Consider the following 25217-nt stretch of genomic DNA (forward strand, 5'->3'; position numbering starts at 1 on the left):
GCAAGAGATTACGCAAACGCTCATCTTCCAGCTCTCGCTCTAAGCGTTTGATCTTCTGGGCGGGTGTTTCCTTGGCTTTCGGTGAGTGAGGCATCGTGCGTCCTTTCGATTGAGACCAATCAAGCTTACCGTGTTTACGTAACCAGTTAAGTACCGTACTGCGTCCTTGGATGCCGTAGATCCTTTGGGCCTGTTTATAGGTCATATCGCCTTTTTCTACCGCCGCGACAACCTGCAATTTAAAGCCCATTGTGTAGTCACGCTGTGTGCGCTTTTGGCGGGTAGGTCTAGAGGTGTCCATTATAGGTCTCCAATGTGTAAACCTATTTCAGGACGGGACAATATTCAAACAAAAAAAGGCAGCTCAAAGAGCTGCCTTTTGCGTTTACGCGGCGGAGGGATCAGTCCAGTTTGGACAGGTCGCGGACCGCGCCTTTATCGGCTGAGGTCGCCAGCTTGGCGTAGGCTTTCAATGCTGCAGAGACCTTACGCGGACGCTCTTCGACTGGTTTCCAGCCCAATTTGTCCTGTTCGGCACGGCGTGTTGCTAGCTCTTCGTCGGACAACAGTACGTCGATGGTGCGGTTCGGGATATCGATACGGATGATATCGCCGTTGCGTACCAGGCCGATCGCGCCACCGGCAGCCGCTTCTGGAGAAACGTGACCGATCGACAGGCCGGAAGTACCACCTGAGAAACGGCCGTCTGTCAGCAGCGCGCAGGCTTTACCCAGACCTTTGGACTTGATGTAGGAGGTCGGGTAGAGCATCTCCTGCATACCCGGGCCACCCTGTGGGCCTTCGTAGCGTACGATGACTACGTCACCGGCTTTCACCTTGTCATCCAGGATGTTGGCAACCGCTTCGTCCTGAGACTCGGTGATATGGGCAGGGCCTTCAAACACCAGGATCGACTCATCGACACCGGCAGATTTCACCACGCAGCCATCCAGAGCGATGTTGCCGTGCAACACTGCCAGACCGCCTTCCAGCGAGAAAGCGTTTTCCAGCGAGCGGATACAACCGTTTTCACGGTCGCCGTCCAGGGTTGGCCAGCGGCTTGCCTGACTGAAGGCGACCTGGGTCGGGATGCCGCCGGGGCCGGCTTTGTAGAATTCCATCACGTCGGCGGATGGGTTGCGCATGATATCCCACTCGTCCAGCGCATCCTTCATGGTGGCGGCATGAACGGTCGGTACGTCGGTGTGCAATTTACCGGCGCGATCCAGTTCGCCCAGAATCGCCATGATACCACCGGCACGGTGTACGTCTTCGATATGGTATTTCTGGGTGTTCGGCGCCACTTTACACAGCTGAGGCACTTCGAGGGAGAGGCGATCGATATCCTTCAGGGTGAAGTCGATCTCCGCTTCCTGGGCAATGGCCAGTAGGTGCAGGATGGTATTGGTAGAGCCACCCATGGCGATATCCAGGGTGATGGCATTTTCGAATGCTTTGAAGCCGACGGAACGTGGCAGTACGCCTTCGTCTTCCTGCTCGTAGTATTTCTTCGCCATCTCAACAATGGTGCGACCGGCACGCAAGAACAGCTGTTCGCGGTCGGCGTGGGTCGCGACCACGGTACCGTTACCCGGCAGGGCCAGACCCAGCGCTTCCGCCAGGCAGTTCATAGAGTTGGCCGTGAACATGCCGGAGCAGGAACCGCAGGTTGGACAAGCGGAGCGCTCGACTGCGTCGACCAGCTCGTCGGAAGCGTTCGGGTCGACCGCCAGTACCATCGCATCGACCAGATCCAGCTTGTGATCTGCCAGCTTGGTTTTACCGGCTTCCATCGGGCCACCGGAAACGAAGATCACCGGGATATTCAGGCGCATTGCCGCCATCAGCATCCCCGGGGTGATCTTGTCACAGTTGGAGATACACACCAGCGCATCGGCACAGTGGGCGTTGACCATATACTCGACGGAATCGGCAATAATATCGCGCGATGGCAGGGAGTAGAGCATGCCATCGTGACCCATGGCGATACCGTCATCGACCGCAATGGTGTTGAACTCTTTAGCGACACCACCGGCTTTCTCGATTTCACGGGCGACCAGCTGACCCATATCCTTCAGATGGACATGGCCGGGTACGAACTGGGTGAAAGAGTTGGCAACGGCGATGATCGGCTTGTGGAAATCTTCGTCCTTCATGCCGGTGGCACGCCACAGGGCGCGGGCACCTGCCATGTTACGACCTGCGGTGGAGGTCTTGGAGCGATATTGAGGCATTACGGATCCCTCGGGGCTTTATAGTATGCTTTTCTTTAATGGCCGCCGGCTGTTATATGCAGTCAGAATCGGGCAGACCGCCCGGCAGTGTTGTAGGGCCGAGTATATCAGAAGCGATGGGATTGGCGCATTTCTGTACTGTGATCTGACGCTTTAGGTGAATATACTTCGGACCCTGCCCGCGCTATATATAGCAACCTGTCAATAACCGGAGAAGTAGTATGTCCAGCCTCGACCGTAAACAGATCCGTTCAGATAAGTGGATGCAACGGCTGATGAAGACCGGTATTCCGGTTGCCATTGTCAGTGCACTGAGCCTCTGGATCGGCTGGTGGCTTAAAATCCCCGGGCTGGGACAGGTCTTTATTGTCACCGCTTCGATCGCCCTGGCGATCGGCATGCTCTACAACGTACGTTTTGTCTATCTGTCGGTGCGACAGCTGAAGGCGAAAGAGAAGTCCTAGTGGAAGCCCTGCAATCACTCTATCCGGCATTGCGCCAGCTCGATACCGAAGGACAGGCGCTGCTGGCCCAGGCACGGCGTATTGAGGCCCACGCCGGTACGGTGCTGTTTCGTCAGGGTGATCCCTGTGAGCAGTTTGTCATTGTGGTATCCGGCCAGGTCAAGGTGCTGGGCCGCTCGGCTGCCGGGCGGGAGATGGTACTCTATCGTATCGAGCAACAGGGTACCTGTGTCCTTACAACATCCTGCCTGCTGGGACATCAGTGCTATCCGGCGGAGGGGATTGTCGAGCAGGATCTGGTGGCGTATCTGTTGCCCCTGTCGGCCTTTGAAGCGGCGATGCAGCGCTCGCCAGTGCTGCGTGGCTTTATTTTTGAGAACTACTCCCACCGCCTGGCAGACCTGATCGGCCTGGTGCAGGCGATCGCCTTTGAGCGGATTGAGCAACGCCTGGCCCGCCATCTGTTGCAGCACCAGCAGGATGGAGTGATTGAAGTCTCACACCAGCAGCTGGCCGATGAACTGGGCAGTGCGCGAGAAGTCGTCAGCCGTCAGCTGAAGCAGTTTAGCGACAAGGGCTGGATCAGTTCCCGGCGCGGACATATTGAACTGTTGCACGCTGAGGAGTTAACTCAGTTGGCGGAAGAATAGTTTTCCGTTTTGGTGACTAAGTCACAGAAGTGATCTCCCGATCCTTTTATCCTGTAACCAACAGATGACCTGAAGAGACAGGAGAGGGATCATGAACAAGAATATCGGTAACATTGATAAAGCGGTACGTGTGTTGGTGGGTCTGGTGCTGATCGCACTGGTGTTTGTTGGTCCTCAGTCAGTCTGGGGCTGGATCGGCGTACCGGTGATCGCTATCGCACTGTTTGGCTGGTGTCCGCTTTATAGCGTGCTGGGTATCAGCAGCTGCAGCAAATGTGAAAAAGTATCCTGATCTTATCAGTCAGGAAACCGCTCCCAAGGCAGTCCATCGTGACTGCCTTTTGTGTTTCTGGGCCTTTCAGCTTTATCTCAGCCTGAGTTAAGAATTGATTCATCAGCGGGGTTCTATCCTGAGGACATGATCAACTGCTGGCCACCAGGCCGGAGAATTCTGATGAACAGGCTAACTCCCCTCGTACTCGGTCTGGCACTGCTGCCCCTGCAGGCTCAGTCCGATCATCGCAAGCATCATTACAACAGCGACTATGACTTTGCCAAGGTGGTTCATGTGGAGCCTCTGAGCCGAACGGTACAGCAGCGCATCCCCCGCGAGGAGTGCTATATCGAACAGGTGGCCGTGGAAGAACCCGGTTATCAGCGCGGTAACGGCTCCTACACTAATGAACTGGTGGGTGGTGTGATTGGCGGCGCGATTGGCAATGCCCTCGGCAGTAACAAGAGCAACAAGAAAGTTCAGGCGGTAATCGGCGCAGCACTGGGGGCTTCTATCGCCAATGATATGGAGCGACGCAACCTGCGTAACCACTACCAACCCGGCTATGTGCGCTATGAAGATGTGCAGCGTTGTACCGTGCGTCATGATGTGGAGTATCATGAAGAGATAACCGGTTACCGGGTGACCTACAAGTATCACGGACGAACATACCAGACACGTATGAACCATCATCCGGGTAAGCGCATCAAGGTGAGGGTTGATGTGCAGCCAATGTGATGCTTTTAAAACGAGGGTAGCAGTTGATGCTGAAAAAACTGATGATGCTGGCACTGGGGTGGTGCCTGTCAATCAGCTGTATGGCGATGCCTGTCGACCAGGGGATAGCGACAGGCTTTGCTCAGATCAGTCAAACACCGTTGCAGCTGGCAGGCGGCGGTTTAAGTCTTAAGCAAGCCGCGCGTAAGGTGCAGCGGCAGGAGGGCGGCCAGGTCGTGAAAGCGGAATCGGCCCGTATTCAGGGGCGCGCTATGTACCGTATCCGGGTTGTTAAGAACGGCCGGGTAAAAGAGGTATTGGTGGACGCTCAGAGCGGGCAGCTTTCTGGCCGTCGTAAGTAACAGTTAAAGGAGATACCAGATGAAATTGCTGGTGGTAGAGGATGATCCGGATCTGAGACGTCAGCTGGTTACGTCGCTCAGTGGGCGTGGCTACACCGTGGAAGAAACCGGCGACGGCGAGGAAGCGCTCTATCTGGGGCGTGAGTTTCCCTATGATCTGGCCATTGTCGATCTGGGTCTGCCCAGTCTGTCCGGGGTTGATGTCATCCGGCGCTGGCGTGCGGAAGACAAGGAGTTTCCCATCCTGATCCTTACCGCCCGGGGCGACTGGCAGGATAAAGTGGAAGGCCTGGAAGCCGGTGCCGATGACTATCTGGTCAAGCCGTTTCATATGGAAGAGCTGGCCGCGCGTATCAATGCGCTGCTGCGCCGGGCTGCCGGTCACGCCAAGCCGAAACTCAGCTTTGGTCCGCTGACTATTGATACTGTCGGCCGGGTGGTGCATCGCAATGGTGAAGTGGTCAGCCTGACCAGCTTCGAATACCGTACTTTCGAGTATCTGGTGCTCAATGCCGGTAAAACTATCTCCAAGACTGAACTGACCGAACACCTCTATCATCAGGATTATGACCGTGACAGCAACGTGCTGGAGGTGTTTGTACGCCGCCTGCGCCAGAAGCTCGATCCCGATCAGGATCTGCAACCGATCACCACTGTCCGCGGATTGGGCTATCGCTTCGATCTGCCGGTGGATTCTGACAGCAAATGAAGCGGCTCTGGCCGCTTCGCTCGCTGCAGGGCCGATTGCTGCTGGCATCACTGGTGATATTGCCACTGGTGATGCTGGCCGCAGGTCTGGCCCTGAAAAGTGCCTACCATAACAGCCTGGAAAGTGCGGTACAGGAGCGATTGCAGATACAGGTGTACCTGTTACTGGGGGCGATCGATCTCAGTGAAGAGGGCCTGAGTCTGCCACCGGCACTGCAGGAACCCCGTTTCCAGCAACTGGGATCAGGACTCTACGGTACGGTGCATGACGGATCGGGCCGCCTGCTGTGGCGATCAGAGTCGACTGAGCTGATGCCCGAATTTATCCTGCAGCTGGATGATCCGGCGGCCAGTATCCTGCCGCTGGGTGAAGCGCAGTTTGCCCATCTTCCCAATCAGGGCGTTTATCAACACCGTTTCCGGGTGATCTGGGAGCTGGCCGATGGCGAACATGCGCTGACCATCACGGTGATGGAGGCGGATGGCCCGGTACTGGCGGCGCTTAAGTCCTATACCCGGCAACTGCTGTTCTGGCTCAGTGTGGTATTGCTGCTGGCGATGCTGGCCCAGCTTGGCATTATGCGCTGGGGGATCCAGCCCCTGATCGGGCTGGCCGATGATCTGAAAAAAATCAAAGCCGGAGAAACCGAAAAGCTGGTGGGCCAGTATCCGCTGGAGGTACAACCGGTCACTGACAACCTCAATTTGCTGCTACAGAGCGAGCGCCAGCAACGGGAGCGCTATCGCAATACCCTGGGCGATCTGGCTCACAGCCTGAAAACCCCGCTGGCAGTGATTCGCGGCGCCGGTGAAGAGGGACTGGGATTCGGTCAGTACAGCCATATTGTGAATGAACAGGTGGGGCGGATGGATCAGATTGTCCAGTACCAGCTGGCCCGGGCAGTGAAATCCCAGGGGCCGGCCCTGCGCGATACGGTTTTGCTGCGGCCTCTGGTCGAGAGAATGCTGACAGCGCTGGGTAAGGTCTATCGCGAGAAAGATACAGCAACGGAGTTGCAGATCGATCCGGCACTGGGTTTTGCCGGTGATGAGCGTGACCTGATGGAGCTGCTGGGCAACTTGCTGGAAAACGCCTTTAAATACGGCCATAGCCAGGTTGCTGTCAGCGCGACACTGCGGGATGGCTTATTGGATATCGCTATCGAAGATGATGGCCCGGGGGTGTCCAGTGAACAAAGCCAGACCATCCTGCAGCGCGGTGCCCGGCTGGATACCTCCATTCAGGGACAAGGCATCGGCTTGTCAGTGGCGGCGGATATTGTCAGCTCTTATAACGGAGCGCTTTCCGTTGAGCGCTCGGAGAAGCTTGGCGGTGCGCTGTTCCGGCTGGAACTGCCGGGCTCGGTCAAAAACGGCTGAATGGTGCAGAATCTTTGCGCCTGCTTCTGCAGGCGCCGGGTCCTGATTTGCGTCTATCGCCCGTGGCTCAGTTTGAAGTACCAGTAGCGCCGGTGGTACCGGTCGTACCATCACTGCCGTTGCCTGCCGCGACTGCCACGGCACCTACTGCGGCGGCGGCTACAGCAACGGTGGTGACTGACAGCGCGCCGATGGCGCTGGTGCTGGCGACGGTAGTGCTGGCAGCGACCCCGCCGGAGGATATGCCGGTGGCGGCCCCGCCTGATGCAGAGCCGCCAGCCCCGCCTGCTTTCGCCGGATCAGTCGCCGAGGCCACTGCTGGCGCCAGTAGTGCGGCGCTGAAAACGATGGCTGCAACTTTTCTGAACGTAACTTTCATCTGACTGTTCATGGCTGACTCCTTGCAGGTGAGCAGGTGATCTGTAATGCATGTTCTGTAACAGATGTGCTCATTTCATCTTAGGAGCTTTGACGGGCGCTGCAAATGAAGAGCAGTCCACCTGATTCAGAATCAGGTGGTAAAACTTTCACTCAGAAATAGTCAAATTGTGCTTGTCCGAAGTTACTGGTCGGTAACCGATGTTGTCCTGAGCATAAGCAGGCGAGCCTCAGTGCCGGGGTGGCTGTCCAGCCAGCCAGTTGAGCCATCGCCGCCATACTGTTGTTCCAGCTTATGCAGCATCGTGGCGAGGTGGCCGGGGTCTTTATTCAGCTGTTGCAGCAGATCTATAGCAAAGCGGTCGGCTTCAGTTTCAAACTCGCGGGAGTAATGGGCTTCCACCAGCAGGGTTGGCAGCACTGTCAGTACGGAGGCCGCAGCATTCAGGTCACCGGTTACGGTGGTGAGAATCACCGCAACCGCGCTGCTCTGCAGAATCTGGCGCAGACCATGACGTTCGCGCACATGGCCAATCTCATGGGCCAGAACGCCGAGCAGTTCATCCGGGTGCTCTGTCAGCTCGACGATCTGATCGGTGACAATGATCTGTCCTGAGGGCAGGGCGAAGGCGTTGGCGCCGATCTGCTGGCCGTCTCGAAACAACAACTGGTAGTTGAATTCACCCGGCTGTCGGGCGGTCAGTTGGGCAAAGCGTGTTTGCCATTCACTGCGACTTGCCTCGGGCAGCTGACTTGGACTGAACAGCGCCTTATCCAGGGCCGCCAGAGTCTGGCGACTGATACTTTCTGTTACAGAGGGTGGGAGCTGGTAAGCGATCCGCTCTGCCAGTCCGGGCATACCGTAGACCACAAACCAGCTGACGAATGAAATGGTAATAAACAGTGACAGGGCCACATAGCGCAGGCGGCTTTCCAGCCGGTGAATCAGTCCGGTGCGCGGTGGGCTGTGCAGCTGGCAGAGCTGATCGATCAGGTCATTCTCACTGCACTCCAACCGGCTGCCATCGGGAAAGTCCAGATAGCGGGCGCTGCTGCCAATCCGGGCGCTGATCTCGACCTCCTGCCAGCGCCAGCTGAGACCATCCGCCAGCAGCACGCGCCCCTGCTCATCAACGGTGACGATCACCTGCTGGCGGGCTGATCTCTGGCCGTCGTATAGAAAACCCTGAATTCTCATCAGAAGCCCAGTTCGATATCCATCATATCGCTCAGCTCTTCACCGAATGCTGCGTCATCCTGCTGGTTGTTGCGGATAAAGTTATCCAGGCTGCCCTGTGCGATCACCGCGGTGGACTCGGCGCGATAGCGTGCCATGCGAATCTTTGCCCAGGGGATCGCCAGTCCCAGTGTCAGCAGGATGGCACAGCTGTTGATAAACATCAGCTTAAAGAAAGCGCCGGTTCTAAGCGTGCTGCTAAAGCGATGTCCCTCGAGCTCGCTGTTATTCAGGGTCATATTGATCACCTGTACCTTGATAAACACATAGGCCAGATAATACAGCGGCAGTACCAGCAAACCGGAAAAGGCCCCCAGTACCGGCATAAAGCTCATAATCGCAAACATCAGCAGCGCGGCGATTATTCCCAGGCCGAACACGACCAGATAGATTTTATAGAAAGCGCCAGTGCTCAGATTACTGCTGAAAGCTGAGCTGCCAAAGCGGGCATTATCGACCAGGAAACGTTGCTGGCGGCTCTGTACCCAGGGCCATGCGAGGCCGAAACTTAAGGCGCCCAGCAACGGTAGCAGTATAAAGTTCAGCGCTACTGTCCAGTAACTGCCTTCATAGCCAAAGCGGATGTTGCGATAGCGGGTATTGCGGGCGTTGAACTGCAATGCGCGCAGGATAATCCAGGGAATAAAAGGCAGGATCAGCAGGGCCATAATTACCGCGGCGATGGGGAAAAACTGCCCCAGCAGTGAATAGCTGGCGAAGACGATAAAGGCCAGGATCCGTCCCTGCAGGATCTGTAGCGGTTTGGCGGTGTACTCAAAACTGCTGCCATCAAGTGCGGTATGGCCGTAAAAGTACTGGTTAGTGCGCACTTTGGCCCAGGCCGAATAGATGCCCAGCGTGACGATACTGAGGCAGATATTGACGATCCAGATCTTAAAAAATTCGCCGGTGCTGCCGGAGAACTTAAACTCCAGAGTCTGACTGCTTTCTGACGTTTCCATCTGTCGTATTCCTTCCCAGGATTAAAGGGGTTTGGCGAAAACCTTAGAGTTTCGCTGCAGGTTGTAGAGGGCCTTCTTCTCCCCCGGTAGCTGGTTAACCGGTATTTCACGGAATCCGCGTTCGATAAACCAGTGGGCAGTACGGGTGGTGAGGACAAATAACTGTTCCAGACCCTGATCCCGCGATTGCTGTTCGATCGCTTCCAGCAGCGCATCACCGCGCTGCCCGCCGCGATAGTCAGAGGAGATTGCGACGCAGGCCAGTTCGGCCATCGCTTCTTCGGCAAAGGGGTAGAGCGCAGCACAGCCAATCACTACGCCATCGCGTTCGATGACGGTGAAACGGTCAATCTCGCCTTCCAGCCGCTCTCGCGAGCGCCGCACCAGTATGCCGGCGTCCTCCATCGGCTGGATTACTTCGAGGATACCGCCGACATCTTCAATCGATGCCGGGCGCACCTGTTCGTAGGATTCCTGCAGCACCATGGTGCCGGAACCATCCCGGGTCAGCAGCTCGGTGATCAGGGCGCCGTCCTCTTTATAACTGATCAGGTGGCAGCGCTCGACGCCGCCTCGGCAGGCCTGTACCGCAGCATTAAGGTGGCGGGAGATTTCGCTGTGCGACTGCCGGGCGTTTTCGATCGATGCAAGGTAGTGCTGTACCAGCCGTTCGGCCTTGCGGGTCAGCAGTTCGCTGCGCAACTGGTTCTTGCTGTCGTAGATGCCACGATGACTGCCAAACAGGATCAGTTTATCGGCGTTCAGGGCGGCAGCGGTGCAGCTGGCGATCTCCTCGCAGGCGACATTGAAGATCTCCCCGGTGGGCGAGTAGCCGAGATGAGAGACCAGAACGATATTGCCATCATCCAGCTGGTGACGCAGGGTATCGGCTTCGACCCGGCGCACCTCCCCGGTATAGCCGAGGTCGACGCCGTCATCGACACCCAGGGGGCGTGCCGTAATGAAATTACCGGAGATGACCCGGATACGGGAGCCGTGCATCGGGGTATTGGCCAGTCCCATCGACAGTCGTGCCTCAATCCGGGTACGGACACTGGCCGCGGCCTCGATCACGCACTGCAGGGTGTCGCTGTCGGTCACCCGCAGGTGATGGTGCAGCCGGTTGGGGATCTGGCGCTCCTGCAGGCGTTGTTCGATCTGGGGGCGGGAACCGTGCACCAATACCAGTCGCACGCCGAGGCTGTTGAGCAGGGCGATATCGTGAATGATATGGTCAAAGTTGGGGTCATCGACCGCTTCGCCGTCCAGCATCAGGACAAAAGTTTTGCCCCGGTGGGTGTTGATATAGGGCGAAGAGTGGCGGAACCAGTTGACGTATTGCTTGATGTCGTCGATCACGGCGCTTGTGCAGGGTCCTTATCCCGGATAACAGGGCCAGCGGGCTGATCCGGCGGCGGCTTGGCCGCCTCAGAGGCAGTATCTGGCAATCATTTGCTCGAGTATCGCTACTGTAGGCTTTATCTGGTCAAAAGCCAAATACTCATCGGGCTGGTGCGCCTGATCGATACTGCCCGGTCCCATCACGATCGTATCCATCCCCATCTGTTGCAGGAATGGTGCCTCGGTACCGAAGGCGACGCACTCGGCCTGATGCCCGGTGAGCTTTTCGGCGACTTTCACCAGCTCCGATTGCTCGTTGCTGAATGAGGGTACGCCGGGAAATAGGGCATGGGTTTCCAGGCTGACGCCAAACTGGTCGGCCAGCGGGCTAAGGCGCTGACTGATCGCCTCGCGCAGGTTGTCCAGATCCATGCCCGGTAATGGGCGCAGGTCATACTCCAGATCGCAGGAAGCACAGATCCGGTTGGGATTATCGCCGCCGTGGATGCAGCCCAGGTTCAGTGTCGGCACGCTGACCCTGAAGTTACTGTTGTGGTAGTTCTGTTGCAGCTCATTGCGGTAGCCAATCAGTTCGGATAGTACCGCATGCATCGCATCCAGTGCGCTGGCGCCCAGCGACGGATCAGAGGAATGACCGGCGCGCCCTTCGATACGCACGGTCTCCATCATGATCCCCTTATGCATATGGATCGGTTTCAGGCTGGTGGGTTCTCCAATAATGGCATAGCGGGCTTTGGGATAGCCGGCCTCAGCCAGTGCCCGCGCACCGCTCATGGAACTCTCCTCATCGGCGGTGGCGAGGATGATCAGTGGCTGCTGCAGGTCGCGGTCAAGGAAACGCTTTGCCGCTTCGATCGCCAGTGGGAAAAAGCCTTTCATATCGCAGCTGCCCAGACCGTAGAAGCGGTTGTCCCGCTCGGTCAGCTGCAGCGGGTCAGAGTGCCAGCGCTCTTCATTGAAGGGCACCGTATCGGTATGACCGGATAGCACCAGTCCGCCCGGGCCGCTGCCAAGGGTTGCGATCAGATTTGCCTTGCCCGGATGGTCAGGTACCGGGCTGATTTCGGTGCTGAAGCCAAGATCATCCAGCCAGGCGGCCAGTTTATTAATCACTGGCAGGTTGCTGTGATCCCAGTCGGGCTGGGTACAGCTGACCGAGTTGATGGCGATCAGTTCGCCAAGCATGGTGACAAGTTCCGGGCATCTGACTGACATGGGCAGGCTCCTTGGGTTGGCTGCCTCCATTGTGTCTCTAAATCCCTGCCTGAACCAGAACCACAGGCGCAAAAAAACCGGAGACGACAGGCGCTCCGGTTTTTTAGAGGGCTGCTAAATCGCCGGCTTAGCCGCCGAACATGCCCTTGAACATGAAGAAGAACATAATCGCCAGACCGGCACCCGCAGGCAGTGTTACCACCCAGGATACGAAGATGGTGCCGACAACACGCATGTTCAGCGCGGCCATGCCGCGTGCAATACCTACACCCAGTACCGCACCCACCAGGGTGTGAGTGGTGGAGATCGGCAGGCCGGTACCGGACGCCACTACGACGGTCGTTGCCGCCGCCAGCGTCGCGGCGAAGCCGCGGCTTGGTGTCAGCTCGGTAATGTTGTTGCCAACAGTGGCAATAACCTTATGACCGTACATCATCAGACCGGCCACGATACCGCCGCCACCCAGAATCAGGATCCATACCGGCATACTGGATTTCTGTGCCACTTCACCGCCGGCCGCAACCACGCTGACAATTGCCGCCAGTGGGCCAACGGCGTTGGCAACGTCGTTCGAACCGTGGGCGAACGCCATGGCGCAGGCGGTGAACATCATCAGGATACCGAACAGTTTCTCAACGCTGGCAAAGTGATAATCGCGGTCAGCAGAGACGTCTGGCTTGATCTTCTTCTGCATCTGCATGCCAAGCAGCATGGCACCGATACCGAAGATCACGGAGATGGCAGCACTCTGGCCCCAGCTCAGGTCCAGGCCAATATGCTTCAGGCCCTTGGTGAAAGTCACCATGGCAACAATGAAGCCCACCATAAAGATGTACATCGGCACGTAACGCTTGGCGTTTTTGAACGGGTCCTCGGTATCGAGGATCAGCTTCTGCACGCTGCGGAACAGGAAGAAGGCTATCAGTCCCGCGGTGACCGGTGAGACCACCCAGCTGGCCACGATCTTACCCACTTTCGCCCAGTTCACCGCATCGGCGGAGATACCGACTGCCGCGAAGCCGACGATAGCGCCGACAATCGAATGCGTGGTGGATACCGGCCAGCCGTAGTGGGTGGCGATCAGCAGCCAGACACCGGCAGCCAGCAGGGCCGCCATCATGCCGAAGATCAGCAGTTCCGGCGTGCCGGAAAGCAGGGCGGGGTCGATGATCCCCTTACGGATAGTGGCGGTTACAGCACCGCCAGCCAGCCAGGCACCGGCAAATTCAAATACGATGGCGATCAGGATCGCCTGTTTCAGGGTCAGGGCTTTAGAGCCGACCGATGTGCCCATAGCGTTGGCGACATCGTTGGCGCCCACACCCCAGGCCATAAAGAATCCAAAAATACACGCAAGGATGACAATAGTGTCACCGTACTGAGCGATGATTTCCATTTAGATAAGATCCGGAATATCAGATTAACGGGCAACCAGAAGCAGCAAACGGCTGCCTACCTGCTGAGCGCGGTCGGCCAGATCGCCAACCCAGTTGATCACTTTGTAGAGGAAGATCACATCCACCGGGTGCAGCTCTTTTTCGACTTTGAACAGGGTGCCGCGAATCTCGCGCTCCAGTTCGTCGGTGATGTGCTCCAGGCCATCCAGCTCGATGATCATCTTCTCGACAACGTCGACCTCGTGGCCGCTGAAGCCACTGGTGACCAGTTCGTCCAGTTCGTTCAATGCCTGCAATGCCTGTTCAGACGTTTTCAGCGAGGCGCGCACAAACTCTTTCATCTGAGGCTGAACGCATTCCGGAATTGACATCTCGCGACCGACCATCAGGCCTGCGATATCTTTGGCCCGGTTGGCGATCTTATCCTGCATACGCAGCAGCTCGAGAAGATCTGTACGAGGTACCGGCAGGAAGAGACTATTAGGCAGATTCTGGCGAACCTCCTTTTTCATCGCATCTGCTTCACCTTCCAGCACAGCGATCCGTTGCTGTATCTGTTCTGCTTGTTGCCAGTCTTCGTCCATTACGGCGTCAAAGAAAGGGACAAGCTCTACGGCGCACTCCTGTGCTTTTGCAATGTGTTCCTGCATCGGTTTGAACGGAGAACGGGCAAACATCTGTAGGAAAGGGTTACTGGTTACCATAAAACTAACCTTTTTGGGGTCTGATTTCGCGGCAAGTATAAGGGGTGATGGAGGTCACTTGTAGTAAAAATGACGCCTTAATGTCATATAAATGATATTTAATGAAGGGTTGCTTTTCTGTGGTCTGGTTGCATTTGTTGCAACAGACTGATTTTATGTCGGTTTCCTGTGCCTTTCGGGTACGCGGAGGCGTCCGGCAACAGGAGCCCGAAGATTGGGAATATCGGATATCTGGCGATAATTTCCCCCGCTATTGGCCTGCAGTGATTGGAATGGGTATGGCAAAAGAGATTGAGTTGAAGCTGGCGCTGAGTCAGCACCATGTAGAAGTACTGAAGCAACAACCCCTGTTTCTGTCTGATAAGGTCAGCGTGCTGGGCAACCGCCCGCTGAAGAATATTTACTTTGATACGCCGGATCAGTTGCTGTCGCGCCACAAGGTCGCCCTGCGTATCCGCAGTAAAGAGGGCGTCTTTATACAGACGCTGAAAACCCAGGGCGTATCGGAAGGCGGTCTGCACCAGCGCAATGAGTGGGAATGGGAGGTGAAGGCTCCTGAACTTGATTTCGAGTTGCTGAAACAGGTTGAGTGGCCGCTTGGGCTGGATCTGACTGCCCTGGAAGACGCGGTAGAGCCGATCTTTGCGACCGACTTTATGCGCCAGCTGTGGCTGTTGGAGGATCTGGATGCCGATGGCAATCCGCTGCAGGTCGAGATGGCGCTGGATATCGGCGAAGTCTGGTACGATGATGAGGCCAGCGGAGGTCGCCGGGCAGACCCGCTGTGTGAGCTGGAACTGGAACTGCGTCAGGGCGAACCCGCAGCATTGTTTGAGGTTGCATTGCAGCTGGCCAATCAGGTTCCCCTGCAGATCTGCGATATCAGCAAGGCTGAACGGGGCTACCGCCTGCGTAATGACGAAGCCGCATTGCGGCCCATCGCTGCGCTGGAACTGAATCCGGATGAAACGCTGGAGGTCGCCTTTGCCCGCCTGGTGCAGCATGAGCTGATGCAGTGGCCGCGCTATCTGGAAGCCTGGCAGTTCAGCGGCGACTGGCAGTATATCCCCAGGGCGCTGGAGTCCCTGCGCAATATGGGGGCGGTATATGAGAGTTTTTCCGACATCATTCCCTATGAGAGTTCGGTGCAGCTGGATGAGCAACTGACCAAGGTGATCCGCAAGATGCGTGATATCGATGCCTGGCGCCGGGCCGGTGCCCTGATGGGCGATGCCGGACAGGCATGGTGCCAGAGTGCCCAGGCCCGGGCCGAGCCGCGTATGGAGGTGCTGCTGCAGACCCGCGAACCGGGCGTTATCGCGCTGACGGTTGCCAGTCAGCTGGTCAACGCCGGCTGGCGTAAACACTGGAAAGAACAGCACGAAGCGCGGGCGCAGCAGCCTCTGGGTATTGCTTGACCGAGCGGGGCTTTGGTCCAGCTAAGCTGATTCTGCCTTGACCCCGGTCAGGCCGGTTGCCGCCAGCCACAAAGGGTTTGCTCGCAATCGGTCTGATTCTGGTAAGCTGATCCCAGTTAACCTAACAGGAGATGGGCTGGTAATAAGTGCTGCCGGCCCCAGTCAGGAGTTATGGGATGAGCAACGCCCTGAGTACCCCGCCAGCCGGTATCGAACTGCCCGCTGAACTTACCCCGCTACTGGCCCGCAACTGGGCGCAGATCACCGAAAAACTTTCTGCAACGACCGCGCCCGATACATCGGTGCTGCATGACCTGGCACGGGTTCTGGTCGGTAGCGACTTTGTCGCAGAACAGCTGTCCCGCTCTCCGGACATGTTGCGATCACTGCTGGAGTCTGGGGACCTTTATCGCGGCTATGCCGATGATGCATACAGCAGGGCCCTGAAGCAGCGGCTGACTGATGTGACTGAAGAGAGTGACCTGCATCGTCAGCTGCGCCAGTTCCGTCAGCGCGAACAGGTAAGGATTATCTGGCGTGACCTGACCCGCAGTGCCGAGATGGAACAGACCACCTGGGAGCTGTCCCGACTGGCGGATGCCTGTATCGATCAGACCCTGAGCTGGCTCTATGCCGATGCCTGCAAGCGCTGGGGCGTGCCGCATAGCCGCAACGGCAAGCCACAACAGATGGTGGTGCTGGGGATGGGTAAGCTAGGTGCCAACGAGCTGAACCTCTCCTCCGATATCGACCTGATCTTCACCTTTCCTGAAAACGGCGAGACCGATGGCGAACGCAAGTCACTGGAGAACCAGGAGTTCTTTATCCGTCTTGGTAAGAAGCTGATTCAGGCACTGGATAACGCGACTTTCGATGGCTTTGTCTTCCGTGTCGATATGCGCTTACGACCATTTGGCACCGCCGGGCCGCTGGCGGCCAGTTTTGCCGCACTGGAGGGGTACTATCAGGATCAGGGGCGTGACTGGGAGCGCTACGCCATGATCAAGGCACGGGTGGTGGCCGGTGATCAGCGGGCCGGTGCTGAGCTGCTGGATATGCTGCGCCCCTTTGTGTACCGCAAGTATATCGACTTCAGTGCCTTTGACTCGCTGCGTGATATGAAGCAGATGATCAACAGTGAAGTCCGCCGCAAAGGGCTGCAGCAGAATGTGAAACTGGGGGCTGGGGGGATCCGCGAGGTGGAGTTTATTGCCCAGGCGTTCCAGTTGATCCGTGGCGGCCGCGATAACCGGCTGCAACAGCGGGAGTTAAGAAATATCCTGCCATTGCTGCCGGATGCAGTGGGTATGCCGCCGCAGGCAGTGGACGAACTTCATGCAGCCTATCGTTTCCTGCGCAATGCCGAACATGCGATTCAGGCCATCGCCGATCGCCAGACGCAGGAGCTGCCGCGGGATGAACGGGATCAGGCGCGCCTGGCCTACAGTATGGGATGCGCCGACTGGGAGCAGTTCAGCGCGCAGTTACAACAGCACCGCGATGCGGTCAGTCGTCACTTTGCCGATGTGATCGCCCCGGCAGAGGAGGTCGATGACAATGCCGAAAGCTGTGATCGCACCGACTGGTTGCTGTTGTGGAACGGGACTTTTGATGAGGAGCAGGCTCTGGAATTCCTGCAGGCGCAGGGCTATGACGATCCGGTTGCCAGTCTGAGGGAGCTGAATACGCTCTATAACACCCGTACCGTGCAGATGTTGCAGCAGATCGCCCAGGAGCGCCTGCATGCGGTATTGCCAAACCTGCTGGAGCAGGTGGCGCTGGTGGATAACAGCAGTGCCACCCTGAGCCGGGTGCTGGTGTTAATCCAGGCGGTATTGCGCCGCTCTGCCTACCTGGTGTTGCTGGCAGAAAACCCGGGGGCGCTGCAGCAGCTGGTGAGGCTCTGTTCCGGCAGCAGCTGGTTCTCGGAGCAACTGAGTAAGCAGCCGATTCTGCTGGATGAACTGATCGACCAGCGCAGCCTCTATCGCCCGGTGGATAAGCAGCAGCTGCAGAATGAGCTACGCCAGCAGCTGCTGCGTATTCCCGAAGAGGATACCGAGCAGCTGATGGAGGCGTTGCGCTACTTCAAGGGCGCCCAGGTGCTGAAAGTGGCGGCCTCTGATATCACCGGCGTGCTGCCGCTGATGAAGGTGAGTGATTACCTGACCTGGACCGCAGAGGTGATTCTGGAAGCGGTGCTGGATATCGCCTGGCGCAATATGACCGAGAAATATGGCGTACCACTGCGGGCGGCGGGAGAGCCCTGTAATCCGGACTTTATTGTGCTCGGCTACGGCAAGGTTGGCGGTATTGAGCTCTCCTATGGTTCTGATCTGGATCTGGTCTTTATCCACGATGCCGATCCGAACCTGTTTACCGAGGGCGAGAAGTCGATTGCCAACTCGGTGTTCTTCACCCGCCTCGGCCAGCGCATTATCCATATCCTTAATACCTTCACCCCTTCAGGTCAGCTGTACGAAGTGGATATGCGGCTGCGTCCGTCCGGTAACTCCGGATTACTGGTGAGCAGCCTGAAAGCATTCCGTGACTACCAGCTGAAAGAGGCCTGGACCTGGGAGCACCAGGCACTGGTGCGTGCCCGCGTCGTGGCTGGCGATCCGCGCCTGGCAGAGCGCTATAGCGCGGTGCGGCATGAGATTCTCTCGGCGGCCCGGGATCGTCAGGAGCTGACTAAGGAAGTAGTGGATATGCGCGAGAAGATGCGCGCTCATCTTGGATCGAAAAAGACCGAAAATACCGAAAACCCGGTGTTTCACCTCAAGCAGGATAAAGGCGGTATCGTTGATATCGAGTTTCTGGTGCAGTTCTGCGCCCTGAACTGGGCCGGTCAGCATCCTGCACTGATCGAGTTTACCGATAATATCCGTATCCTCGATGCGGCGGAAAATGCAGGCCTGATGCCAGCCGGTGATGCGGAGATATTGCGTGAGGCCTACAAGGCTTATCGCTCGGTCGGTCATCGTCTGACGCTGCAGAATCAGTCGGGTGTGATTGGTGATGATGAGATGAGTGACTATCGTGTTGAAGTCAGCCGTATCTGGTCCTTTCTGATGGGAGACTGATGCCGCAAGCCTGAAAGCAAAAAGCCAGACTGTATAGTCTGGCTTTTTTGATGCTGCTGGCGGGCTTACAGGTGGGTCAGCCAGCCGTGCTTGTCTTCGGCCTTGCCCCACTGGATATCGTTCAGGGTCTGGCGCAGTTTTACCGTGGTACTGCCGACACCGCCGCTACCCACATCGTACTCTTTACCCTGATAGATCAGGGTGCCAACCGGTGCCAGCACCGCAGCGGTACCGGACAGGGCGGCTTCGCAACCTGGCTTGGCGGCACGTTCCAGCAGTTCTTCGACGGTCAGCTGGCGCTCAGAGACTTTCATACCCAGGTCGCGGGCGATGGTCAGGATCGAGTCACGGGTGATACCGTGCAGGAAGCTTTCGTCCAGGGCCTTGGTGATGATCTCATCGCCGTCGATCAGCAGGAAGTTGGCAGCGCCGGTTTCCTGAACATCACCGTTCGGGCAGAACAGTACCTGATCGGCCTGTACTTCGGCACGGGCTTTCATGATCGGGCGCAGGGCGCTGGCGTAGTTGCCACCGCTCTTAACCATGCCCATGTGCGAAGAACAGCGCATACCTTCATCATCCAGCAGCAGGCGCAGGGCTTTATCGCCACCGGCAAAGTAATCACCAACAGGGGAGAGCAGTACATACTGGCAGGAGGTCGCTGTCGGAGCAGCGGCTTTACCAATCGCAGGTTCAGTACCAATATGGGTCGGACGAATGTACATGGAGCCCGGAGGTGCCGGAACTTCATCTTTAAAACGGCCGACGATATCGGTGATCATGCGGCTGGTGGCAGCTTTATCGATCTCTGGCAGGGCCAGAAGCTGAGAACTCTGGGCCAGACGCTCGACGTTCTGATCCATACGGAAGATCTTGATAGAGCCGTCTTCGTGACGGAATGCTTTCAATCCTTCAAAGCAGGTGCTGGAGTAGTGCAGCACGTGCGCGCCCGGATGCATCTGGATACTGTCACTGGAGACGACTTCTGCTTCGCTCCATTCAGAACCATCAAACCAGGATATTGCCATCTCAGGCATAAAAACAGTACCAAACGCAGCCATAACGACCTTCCTAAAAAACAGACATTTCACTTCGCTTGCATGCTGGGGCGAAGTGAGTTTTTGTGATTATTCGATTTAAGAGAGTTGATTGTAAGCATCCTGCGGCAAATTGGAATTCCTCTGTGCGGAAATAATGGCCTAGTCGGCATGAATACAGCGATCCGCGCGGATCGCTGGTGGCGTTCGGACGATTCTTGATAGAATGTTGTCCGGTTTTCGGTCGATGGCCGTATCTCAATATCATTCAGCATCCAGCAGGGCGCCAGTGAAGCGAATCTTGATCATCAGTGATGGCAAACCCGGCCACCTCAATCAGAGCCTGGGTCTGGCGGAAGCATTACAGCGTCGATGTGAACATGTGCAGGTCGAAACTGTTGCGGCGCTGAAGCCGCTGCAGGCGCTGCTGAAACTGTCGGCTGGTCGGGATCGCCAGCTGCAGGCAGATCTGCTTATTGCCGCCGGGCACCGGACGCATCTGAGTCTGTTAGCGCTGAAGCGGGCGAGCGGTGCTGCAGCGGTGCTGATGATGACGCCGTCGCTGCCGAAACGGTTGTTTGATCTCTGCCTGATTCCGCGCCACGACCGGCCCGCTATAGCACCGAATGTTGTTGAAACCGATGGTGCCCTGAACCGGATGCAGGCCGGGTCAAAACAACCCCGGCAGGGGATGGTGCTGATTGGCGGACCATCCAAGCATTTTGGCTGGGACTCTGCTCAGCTGATCGCTCAGCTGGAGTCGATCTGTGATGGCACCACCAACTGGTTGCTGACGACCTCAAGGCGCACACCGGAGGACTTTCTACCGGCACTACGCGTAATGGACCTCCCGGGTCTGGAGATAGTGCCCTTTGAAGATACAGGCCCCGGCTGGCTGGCGACAGAGTTGCCCCGGGCCAGCCAGTGCTGGGTTAGCGAAGACAGCGTCTCTATGGTGTACGAGGCATTGACCGCAGGCTGTGCGGTCGGGGTATTGGCCGTTCCTGCCAATGCAGTCAGCCGGGTTTCAAAAGGTGTTAGGTTGTTGGCCGACGACAGAAAAATCACTCTGTATCGGGACTGGTCACCGGGAACTACCTTGCAATCTCCGGCGGCTGAATTTAATGAAGCAGAACGCTGCGCGCAGATTGTTTTGCAAAGAGGCTTATTGTGAAGGTTATTCAGGTTTTACCGGCGCTGGATGGCGGTGGCGTAGAGAAAGGCACGCTGGAAGTCGCCAGGGCGTTAGTGGATGCCGGGCACGAGTCCGTCGTGGTTTCAGGCGGTGGCCGGATGGTTGCGCAGCTGGAAGCGGAAGGAAGCCGTCATAGGGAATGGGATCTGGGCCGCAAGTCGCCGCTGACCCTGCTACAGGTCCGGGCAGTACGGCGTTGGTTGCGAGCCGAGAAGGCGGATATCCTGCACCTTCGCTCCAGGATGCCCGCCTGGATCTTCTATCTGGCCTGGAAAGGTTTGCCTGAGTCAGAGCGCCCCGGTCTGGTAACTACAGTGCACGGTCTTTATTCTGTTTCTGCCTATAGCGAGGTGATGTGCAAAGGTGAACGGGTGATCGCTGTCTCGGAAACCGTTCGCGACTACATCCGCACTAACTACCCCGGTACTGATATGGACCGGGTACGCCTGATATATCGTGGCATTGATCCGGAAGAGTTTCCGCGTGGCTACCAGCCTTCGCCGGAGTGGCTGGCTGAATGGCGACAGCAGTATCCTCAGCTGGCAGGGAAAAAGGTACTGACCCTGCCGGGCCGGCTGACCCGACTGAAGGGGCATAATGACTTTATTGATCTGATCATTCGTCTCAAAGCCGATGGCCTGCCGGTGCACGGTCTGATCGTCGGCGGCGAAGATCCCAAGCGACAACAATATGCGCAAGAATTGCGGCAGCGGATTAAAATCGAAGGGCTGGAGGGTGATATCACGTTTACCGGCGCGCGGCGTGATATTCGTGATATTTACGCGATGTCCGATCTGGTGTTCTCACTGTCGACCAAACCTGAATCGTTTGGCCGCACCACGCTTGAAGCTCTGGCTATGGGCACACCGGTGATTGGCTATGACCATGGCGGCGTGGGTGAGATTCTGTCACAGCTATACTCGGTCGGGAAAACGCCTCTGAAAGATATCGATGCGTTGCAGGTGCAGGCAGCAGAAGCTCTCCATAGCGAGGCAAGGCCACTGGAAAACCACTGTTTTCTTAAGACGGATATGCTGTCGAACACCTTGAAAGCTTATGGGGAGTTATGTCAGTGAAGGTGATGATGTTTATTGCCTCCAGCCTCGACGGCGGCGCCGAGAAGGTCGTTGCCGACCTGAGCAATAGCCTGGCGTTTAAGGGTGTTGAGGTTGTAGTCGTGGCCTTTGCGGGTAGTCTGTGGCTACCTCGACTGGAACAGCAGGGCAGGGTCATCACGCTTACCAGCAGTGAAGAGTGGTATGATCCGCGCCTGTATCTGCAGTTGCGACAACTGGTGGCTGCCGAAAAGCCAGACCTGGTGCACTCTCACGGCGCTAAAGCGTCTAAAATTGTTAAGCGCCTGTCCCGGTTAATAACCCTGACTCAGGTTGCGACCAAACACAATTCCCGCAAAGGCAAGGTCTTTAATCTGTTGCCAAATGTGACGGCAGTTTCTGCAAAAGTGGCCGAGTCTATTTGCCATCCCGCAACGGTTATCTACAACGGTGTACGGCGCGATCGTAGTATTCAGCCTCAGCTACCTTGTGGGGGCTTTTCCCTGCTGGCCGTCGGGCGTCTCGATCCAATTAAGCGGTTCGACAGCTTAATCCGGGCAGTGGCAGAGCAGCAGGATGATTGTACCCTGGATATTGTCGGTGAAGGTCCTCAGCGCGATTCATTGCAAAGGTTGATTGATGAACTGAAATTACATGATCGGGTGAAGCTGCTAGGGCATCAGAATGATATCGCTCAGCGTATGAGTCAGGCACATCTGGTCGTGATAGCATCCCGAAGCGAAGGTTTCAGCCTGGTGATGGTCGAGGCCCTGTTTTACGCCAATTTATTTATCTCTACCGAGGTCGGCGCGGCTCCTGAGTTACTGCCGCAGGAATTGCTCATTGAAGAAGATAAGTTATCGATCAAACTGCAGCAGGTCAGAGCGACTTTTGATTCCTTGCGGCACTCTTTTCACTATTTTACGGACCAGCATGCCAGTCAGTTTGAAATGCCGGAAGTCGCATCTTCCTACATCGATTATTACCAAACGGTATGTGCGGCGAAGGAGAGGTGATCTGAGGTGATAATCGTGATCGTTATAGCGGTACTTGTGCTGGCTGCTCTGTATTTCTCAGCTCACTATAACTGGTGGCGCAAACCCGTGTCGATGGGCTACCCACGGGTACTGATGTACCACAGTGTTAATACGGAGTATGGCAACCTCTCAAAGGACCTGGTGGTCAGTCCCGATTCGTTTGAAAGTCAGCTTAAATACCTGAGCCGACGCGGATATCGGTTTTGTACAGTATCGGAGTTGTTGGGCCTGGAGCCGGAAGCGCGTTCGAAATGTGTAGTACTGACTTTTGATGATGGTTTTCGGGACAACTACACCCATATGTTTCCATTGCTGAAGCAATTTAACGCCAAGGCGACTATCTATCTTGCTCCGGCAATCCCGGATATTGAGCGTCTGGATCAGGAGCAGATTCTGGAGATGCAGCAATCCGGGTTAATTGAATTTGGTGCTCACACTATGCACCATATCAATCTGGACAAAGCGGGTGACGAGACGGCCCGATCAGAAATTGAAGAGTCTAAGGCTGCGGTAGAAAGGCTGACGGGAAGGCCCTGTCAGGCATTCGCCTATCCATTCGGTCGCTATAACTCCCGGAATGTTGAGCAAGTCCGGGCTGCCGGTATGAGTAATGCCGTTACTGTTAAGAAAGGGATTGATGGCATTGATGACCCGTTCCGTATCAAACGTATTTCCGTACTGGGATCTACCAGTACGTTACAGTTCCATCTAGCAATGACCCGGGGACGTTACCGCGTATGATAAGTGTTTATCTGGTGGTGAAAAATGAGGAACACAATATCGAACGCGTGTTAAACAGCGTGCGTGACTTCGATGATATTGTGGTGGTAGACAGTGGTAGCACTGATTGTACGATGGAGCTTGCCGGGCGCTATACCGACCGCCTTTACTCTCGTGAATGGACCGGGATGGCGGAACAGAAAGAGTACGCCAAAAGCCTCTGTAAGCATGACTGGGTTTTAAACCTGGATGCCGATGAAGAGCTGACAGAGGATCTTCGCCTGCAGATTCTGGAAATTGCTGCCAGGGAAAGCGTTTCTGGCGCCAATATTCCGATTCAGGAATACTTTCTGGGCCAGGCTGTTCATGCCAAAACCAAGAAAAACCGCCATATTCGCTTTTTCCGTCAAAGCAAAGGCGCTTATGGCAAGGAACGCTTTCATGAGAGTCCGCTGGTGGACGGGGAAATAGTCGAACTGGACGGTGCGATCAACCATTACGGAGAAGTCTCTGTTGAAGTCAAAGTGGACAAGGTGAATCGCTACTCCTCAGGCAAAGCGCTGGATAAATTTGATAAGGGAAAGAAAAGCAGCCTGTTGAAATTGCTTTTGGTCATGCCTGTCACTTTTCTCAAGTCGTTCTTTATACGCCGAAATTGCTATAACGGACGCCGGGGCTTTGTGGGCAGTATGATCAATGCCTTCTATGCCTTTCTGAAGGAAGCCAAGTTATATGAGCTTGAGTTGCGTCAGTCAGATTTGGGTGAGAAGGAGAAGACCCGGCGATGATGGATTTTTTTCGCTCACTGGCAGGTGCTCCAACAAAAGTTATTGGCTCCAATCCTCGGTTATTGATGTATCACATGGTTTCGCCCCATCTTCCCTATAAACGTTATCGGGACGGACAGAAGGTGAAAAACTACCTGCGGGTAGAGCCTGAGATGTTTGATGCCCAGATCAGCTGGCTGAAAACCCGCGGTTTCAGCTTTTTTAAGATGGCAGATGTATTGCGTACCGACCTGCCAGAGCGATCGGTATTTCTTACATTTGATGACGGTTTTGAAGATAATTACACTCAGGCCTACCCTATTCTGAAAAAGCACGGGGTGCCTGCCACGATCTATCTGGTCGGTAACCGGTTTGATGGTAGCTGGTCTACTGACAGGGCGACGGGAGTCGTTTCCGCCGAGCTTAATGAACAGCCAATGCTAAGCCATGCTCAGGTTACGGAAATGCTGGACAGTGGTTTGGTCGAGTTCGGGGCCCATACGATGGATCATGTACGACTCAATGAGCTTTCTGAGGCTCAGGCGAGAGAGCAGATCCTGCGTTCGCGGGAGCTGATCAAAGAGCATTATCAGGTTGAATGTAGCAGCTTTGCCTACCCTTTCGGCTACTTTGATCAGCAAAGTGTTGCACTGGTGGAAGCTGCAGGGTTCAGTAATGCCTGTACCACAGTAGAGGGGACCGACAGTGACCGTCAGGCCCGGAGGTTTTGCTTACAGCGCCTGATGGTGAGTGGTAATGACACTATGTGGAAGTTCAGGCGTAAGATCCTGAAAGGAACACGCAAGTAATCTGCCACTTTCAGATCCGTATTCCTGACCCGGTCGACATATGTCTTGG

The 25217-nt window shown here is 56.2% G+C and carries 25 protein-coding genes; 15 read left to right on the top strand and 10 right to left on the bottom strand.

Annotated features, from left to right (window positions below):
* Window positions 1-301, bottom strand: a 301-nt coding sequence (locus Q354_RS0113360; protein ID WP_027858043.1) for an IS3 family transposase, incomplete at its 3' end; no start/stop codon positions are given.
* A gap of 100 nt (window positions 302-401) precedes the next feature.
* On the bottom strand, window positions 402-2234 hold the full coding sequence (gene ilvD, locus Q354_RS0113365; RefSeq protein ID WP_027858044.1) for a dihydroxy-acid dehydratase: 1833 nt from the start codon (window positions 2232-2234) through the stop codon (window positions 402-404).
* Window positions 2235-2455: 221 nt separating this feature from the next.
* On the opposite strand from ilvD, the gene Q354_RS0113370 reads away from it, so the two are divergent.
* The 7 genes from Q354_RS0113370 to Q354_RS0113400 all read left to right on the top strand — a co-directional run bounded on the left by Q354_RS0113370 (window position 2456) and on the right by Q354_RS0113400 (window position 6789).
* Window positions 2456-2698, top strand: a complete 243-nt coding sequence (locus Q354_RS0113370) for a hypothetical protein (RefSeq protein ID WP_027858045.1) — start codon at window positions 2456-2458, stop codon at window positions 2696-2698.
* The gene (locus tag Q354_RS0113375) at window positions 2698-3348 is read left to right on the top strand and encodes a Crp/Fnr family transcriptional regulator (RefSeq protein ID WP_027858046.1); all 651 of its coding nucleotides are present in this window, start codon (window positions 2698-2700) and stop codon (window positions 3346-3348) included. Before Q354_RS0113370 ends, Q354_RS0113375 begins: the two co-directional genes overlap by 1 nt.
* Before the next feature lie 91 nt (window positions 3349-3439).
* On the top strand, window positions 3440-3640 hold the full coding sequence (locus tag Q354_RS0113380; RefSeq protein ID WP_027858047.1) for a YgaP family membrane protein: 201 nt from the start codon (window positions 3440-3442) through the stop codon (window positions 3638-3640).
* Window positions 3641-3802: 162 nt separating this feature from the next.
* On the top strand, window positions 3803-4360 hold the full coding sequence (locus tag Q354_RS0113385; RefSeq protein ID WP_027858048.1) for a glycine zipper 2TM domain-containing protein: 558 nt from the start codon (window positions 3803-3805) through the stop codon (window positions 4358-4360).
* 26 nt (window positions 4361-4386) lie between these two features.
* Window positions 4387-4701 carry a PepSY domain-containing protein gene (locus Q354_RS0113390; protein WP_027858049.1) on the top strand — a complete coding sequence of 105 codons (315 nt, stop codon included), beginning with the start codon at window positions 4387-4389 and terminating at the stop codon, window positions 4699-4701.
* A gap of 19 nt (window positions 4702-4720) precedes the next feature.
* Entirely contained in the window at window positions 4721-5410 is a 690-nt protein-coding gene (locus Q354_RS0113395; RefSeq protein ID WP_027858050.1) for a response regulator transcription factor, read from the top strand.
* Window positions 5407-6789, top strand: coding sequence for an ATP-binding protein (locus Q354_RS0113400; protein ID WP_027858051.1), 1383 nt, complete (start codon window positions 5407-5409; stop codon window positions 6787-6789). The genes Q354_RS0113395 and Q354_RS0113400 overlap by 4 nt, the downstream gene beginning before the upstream one ends.
* Window positions 6790-6856: 67 nt before the next feature.
* Here the strand turns inward: Q354_RS0113400 and Q354_RS0113405 are convergent, their stop codons facing one another.
* The 7 genes from Q354_RS0113405 to Q354_RS0113435 all read right to left on the bottom strand — a co-directional run bounded on the left by Q354_RS0113405 (window position 6857) and on the right by Q354_RS0113435 (window position 14044).
* The gene (locus Q354_RS0113405; protein ID WP_156948327.1) at window positions 6857-7180 is read right to left on the bottom strand and encodes a hypothetical protein; all 324 of its coding nucleotides are present in this window, start codon (window positions 7178-7180) and stop codon (window positions 6857-6859) included.
* 171 nt (window positions 7181-7351) lie between these two features.
* A complete protein-coding gene (locus Q354_RS25745; protein WP_051560123.1) occupies window positions 7352-8365 on the bottom strand; it encodes a M48 family metallopeptidase in 1014 nt (337 codons plus the stop codon).
* Complete coding sequence (locus Q354_RS0113415) at window positions 8365-9366, bottom strand: YjgN family protein (protein WP_027858053.1); 1002 nt, start codon at window positions 9364-9366, stop codon at window positions 8365-8367. Before Q354_RS0113415 ends, Q354_RS25745 begins: the two co-directional genes overlap by 1 nt.
* 21 nt (window positions 9367-9387) lie before the next feature.
* On the bottom strand, window positions 9388-10725 hold the full coding sequence (argA, locus tag Q354_RS0113420) for an amino-acid N-acetyltransferase (protein WP_245601048.1): 1338 nt from the start codon (window positions 10723-10725) through the stop codon (window positions 9388-9390).
* A gap of 69 nt (window positions 10726-10794) precedes the next feature.
* Window positions 10795-11943, bottom strand: coding sequence for an acetylornithine deacetylase (argE, locus tag Q354_RS0113425; RefSeq protein ID WP_027858055.1), 1149 nt, complete (start codon window positions 11941-11943; stop codon window positions 10795-10797).
* 127 nt (window positions 11944-12070) lie between these two features.
* Entirely contained in the window at window positions 12071-13339 is a 1269-nt protein-coding gene (locus Q354_RS0113430) for an inorganic phosphate transporter (protein ID WP_027858056.1), read from the bottom strand.
* Between the two features lie 24 nt (window positions 13340-13363).
* Complete coding sequence (locus Q354_RS0113435; protein ID WP_027858057.1) at window positions 13364-14044, bottom strand: TIGR00153 family protein; 681 nt, start codon at window positions 14042-14044, stop codon at window positions 13364-13366.
* A gap of 278 nt (window positions 14045-14322) precedes the next feature.
* Here Q354_RS0113435 and Q354_RS25750 point away from each other — a divergent pair, with 278 nt between their 5' ends.
* Both Q354_RS25750 and glnE read left to right on the top strand, forming a co-directional pair.
* Window positions 14323-15462, top strand: coding sequence for a CYTH domain-containing protein (locus Q354_RS25750; RefSeq protein WP_169828889.1), 1140 nt, complete (start codon window positions 14323-14325; stop codon window positions 15460-15462).
* A gap of 176 nt (window positions 15463-15638) precedes the next feature.
* Window positions 15639-18548 carry a bifunctional [glutamate--ammonia ligase]-adenylyl-L-tyrosine phosphorylase/[glutamate--ammonia-ligase] adenylyltransferase gene (gene glnE / locus Q354_RS0113445; RefSeq protein ID WP_036229818.1) on the top strand — a complete coding sequence of 970 codons (2910 nt, stop codon included), beginning with the start codon at window positions 15639-15641 and terminating at the stop codon, window positions 18546-18548.
* Window positions 18549-18613: 65 nt separating this feature from the next.
* On the opposite strand, the gene Q354_RS0113450 is transcribed toward glnE, so the two are convergent.
* Window positions 18614-19609 (bottom strand): branched-chain amino acid aminotransferase, encoded by a 996-nt coding sequence (locus Q354_RS0113450; protein ID WP_027858059.1) that lies wholly within the window; start codon window positions 19607-19609, stop codon window positions 18614-18616.
* 265 nt (window positions 19610-19874) lie between these two features.
* On the opposite strand from Q354_RS0113450, the gene Q354_RS0113455 reads away from it, so the two are divergent.
* The 6 genes from Q354_RS0113455 to Q354_RS0113480 are packed head-to-tail and all read left to right on the top strand — an operon-like array spanning window position 19875 to window position 25168.
* On the top strand, window positions 19875-20759 hold the full coding sequence (locus tag Q354_RS0113455; RefSeq protein ID WP_027858060.1) for a mitochondrial fission ELM1 family protein: 885 nt from the start codon (window positions 19875-19877) through the stop codon (window positions 20757-20759).
* A complete protein-coding gene (locus Q354_RS0113460) occupies window positions 20756-21856 on the top strand; it encodes a glycosyltransferase family 4 protein (protein WP_027858061.1) in 1101 nt (366 codons plus the stop codon). Before Q354_RS0113455 ends, Q354_RS0113460 begins: the two co-directional genes overlap by 4 nt.
* Window positions 21847-22851, top strand: coding sequence for a glycosyltransferase (locus Q354_RS0113465; RefSeq protein ID WP_027858062.1), 1005 nt, complete (start codon window positions 21847-21849; stop codon window positions 22849-22851). Before Q354_RS0113460 ends, Q354_RS0113465 begins: the two co-directional genes overlap by 10 nt.
* 6 nt (window positions 22852-22857) lie before the next feature.
* Window positions 22858-23613 (top strand): polysaccharide deacetylase family protein, encoded by a 756-nt coding sequence (locus Q354_RS0113470; protein ID WP_036229824.1) that lies wholly within the window; start codon window positions 22858-22860, stop codon window positions 23611-23613.
* Window positions 23610-24380 carry a glycosyltransferase family 2 protein gene (locus tag Q354_RS0113475; RefSeq protein WP_027858064.1) on the top strand — a complete coding sequence of 257 codons (771 nt, stop codon included), beginning with the start codon at window positions 23610-23612 and terminating at the stop codon, window positions 24378-24380. The genes Q354_RS0113470 and Q354_RS0113475 overlap by 4 nt, the downstream gene beginning before the upstream one ends.
* Entirely contained in the window at window positions 24377-25168 is a 792-nt protein-coding gene (locus tag Q354_RS0113480; RefSeq protein WP_051560127.1) for a polysaccharide deacetylase family protein, read from the top strand. Before Q354_RS0113475 ends, Q354_RS0113480 begins: the two co-directional genes overlap by 4 nt.
* Window positions 25169-25217 lie beyond the last annotated feature (49 nt).

Source organism: Marinobacterium jannaschii DSM 6295, from assembly GCF_000620085.1.
In the GTDB taxonomy this organism is placed as follows: domain Bacteria; phylum Pseudomonadota; class Gammaproteobacteria; order Pseudomonadales; family Balneatricaceae; genus Pontibacterium; species Pontibacterium jannaschii.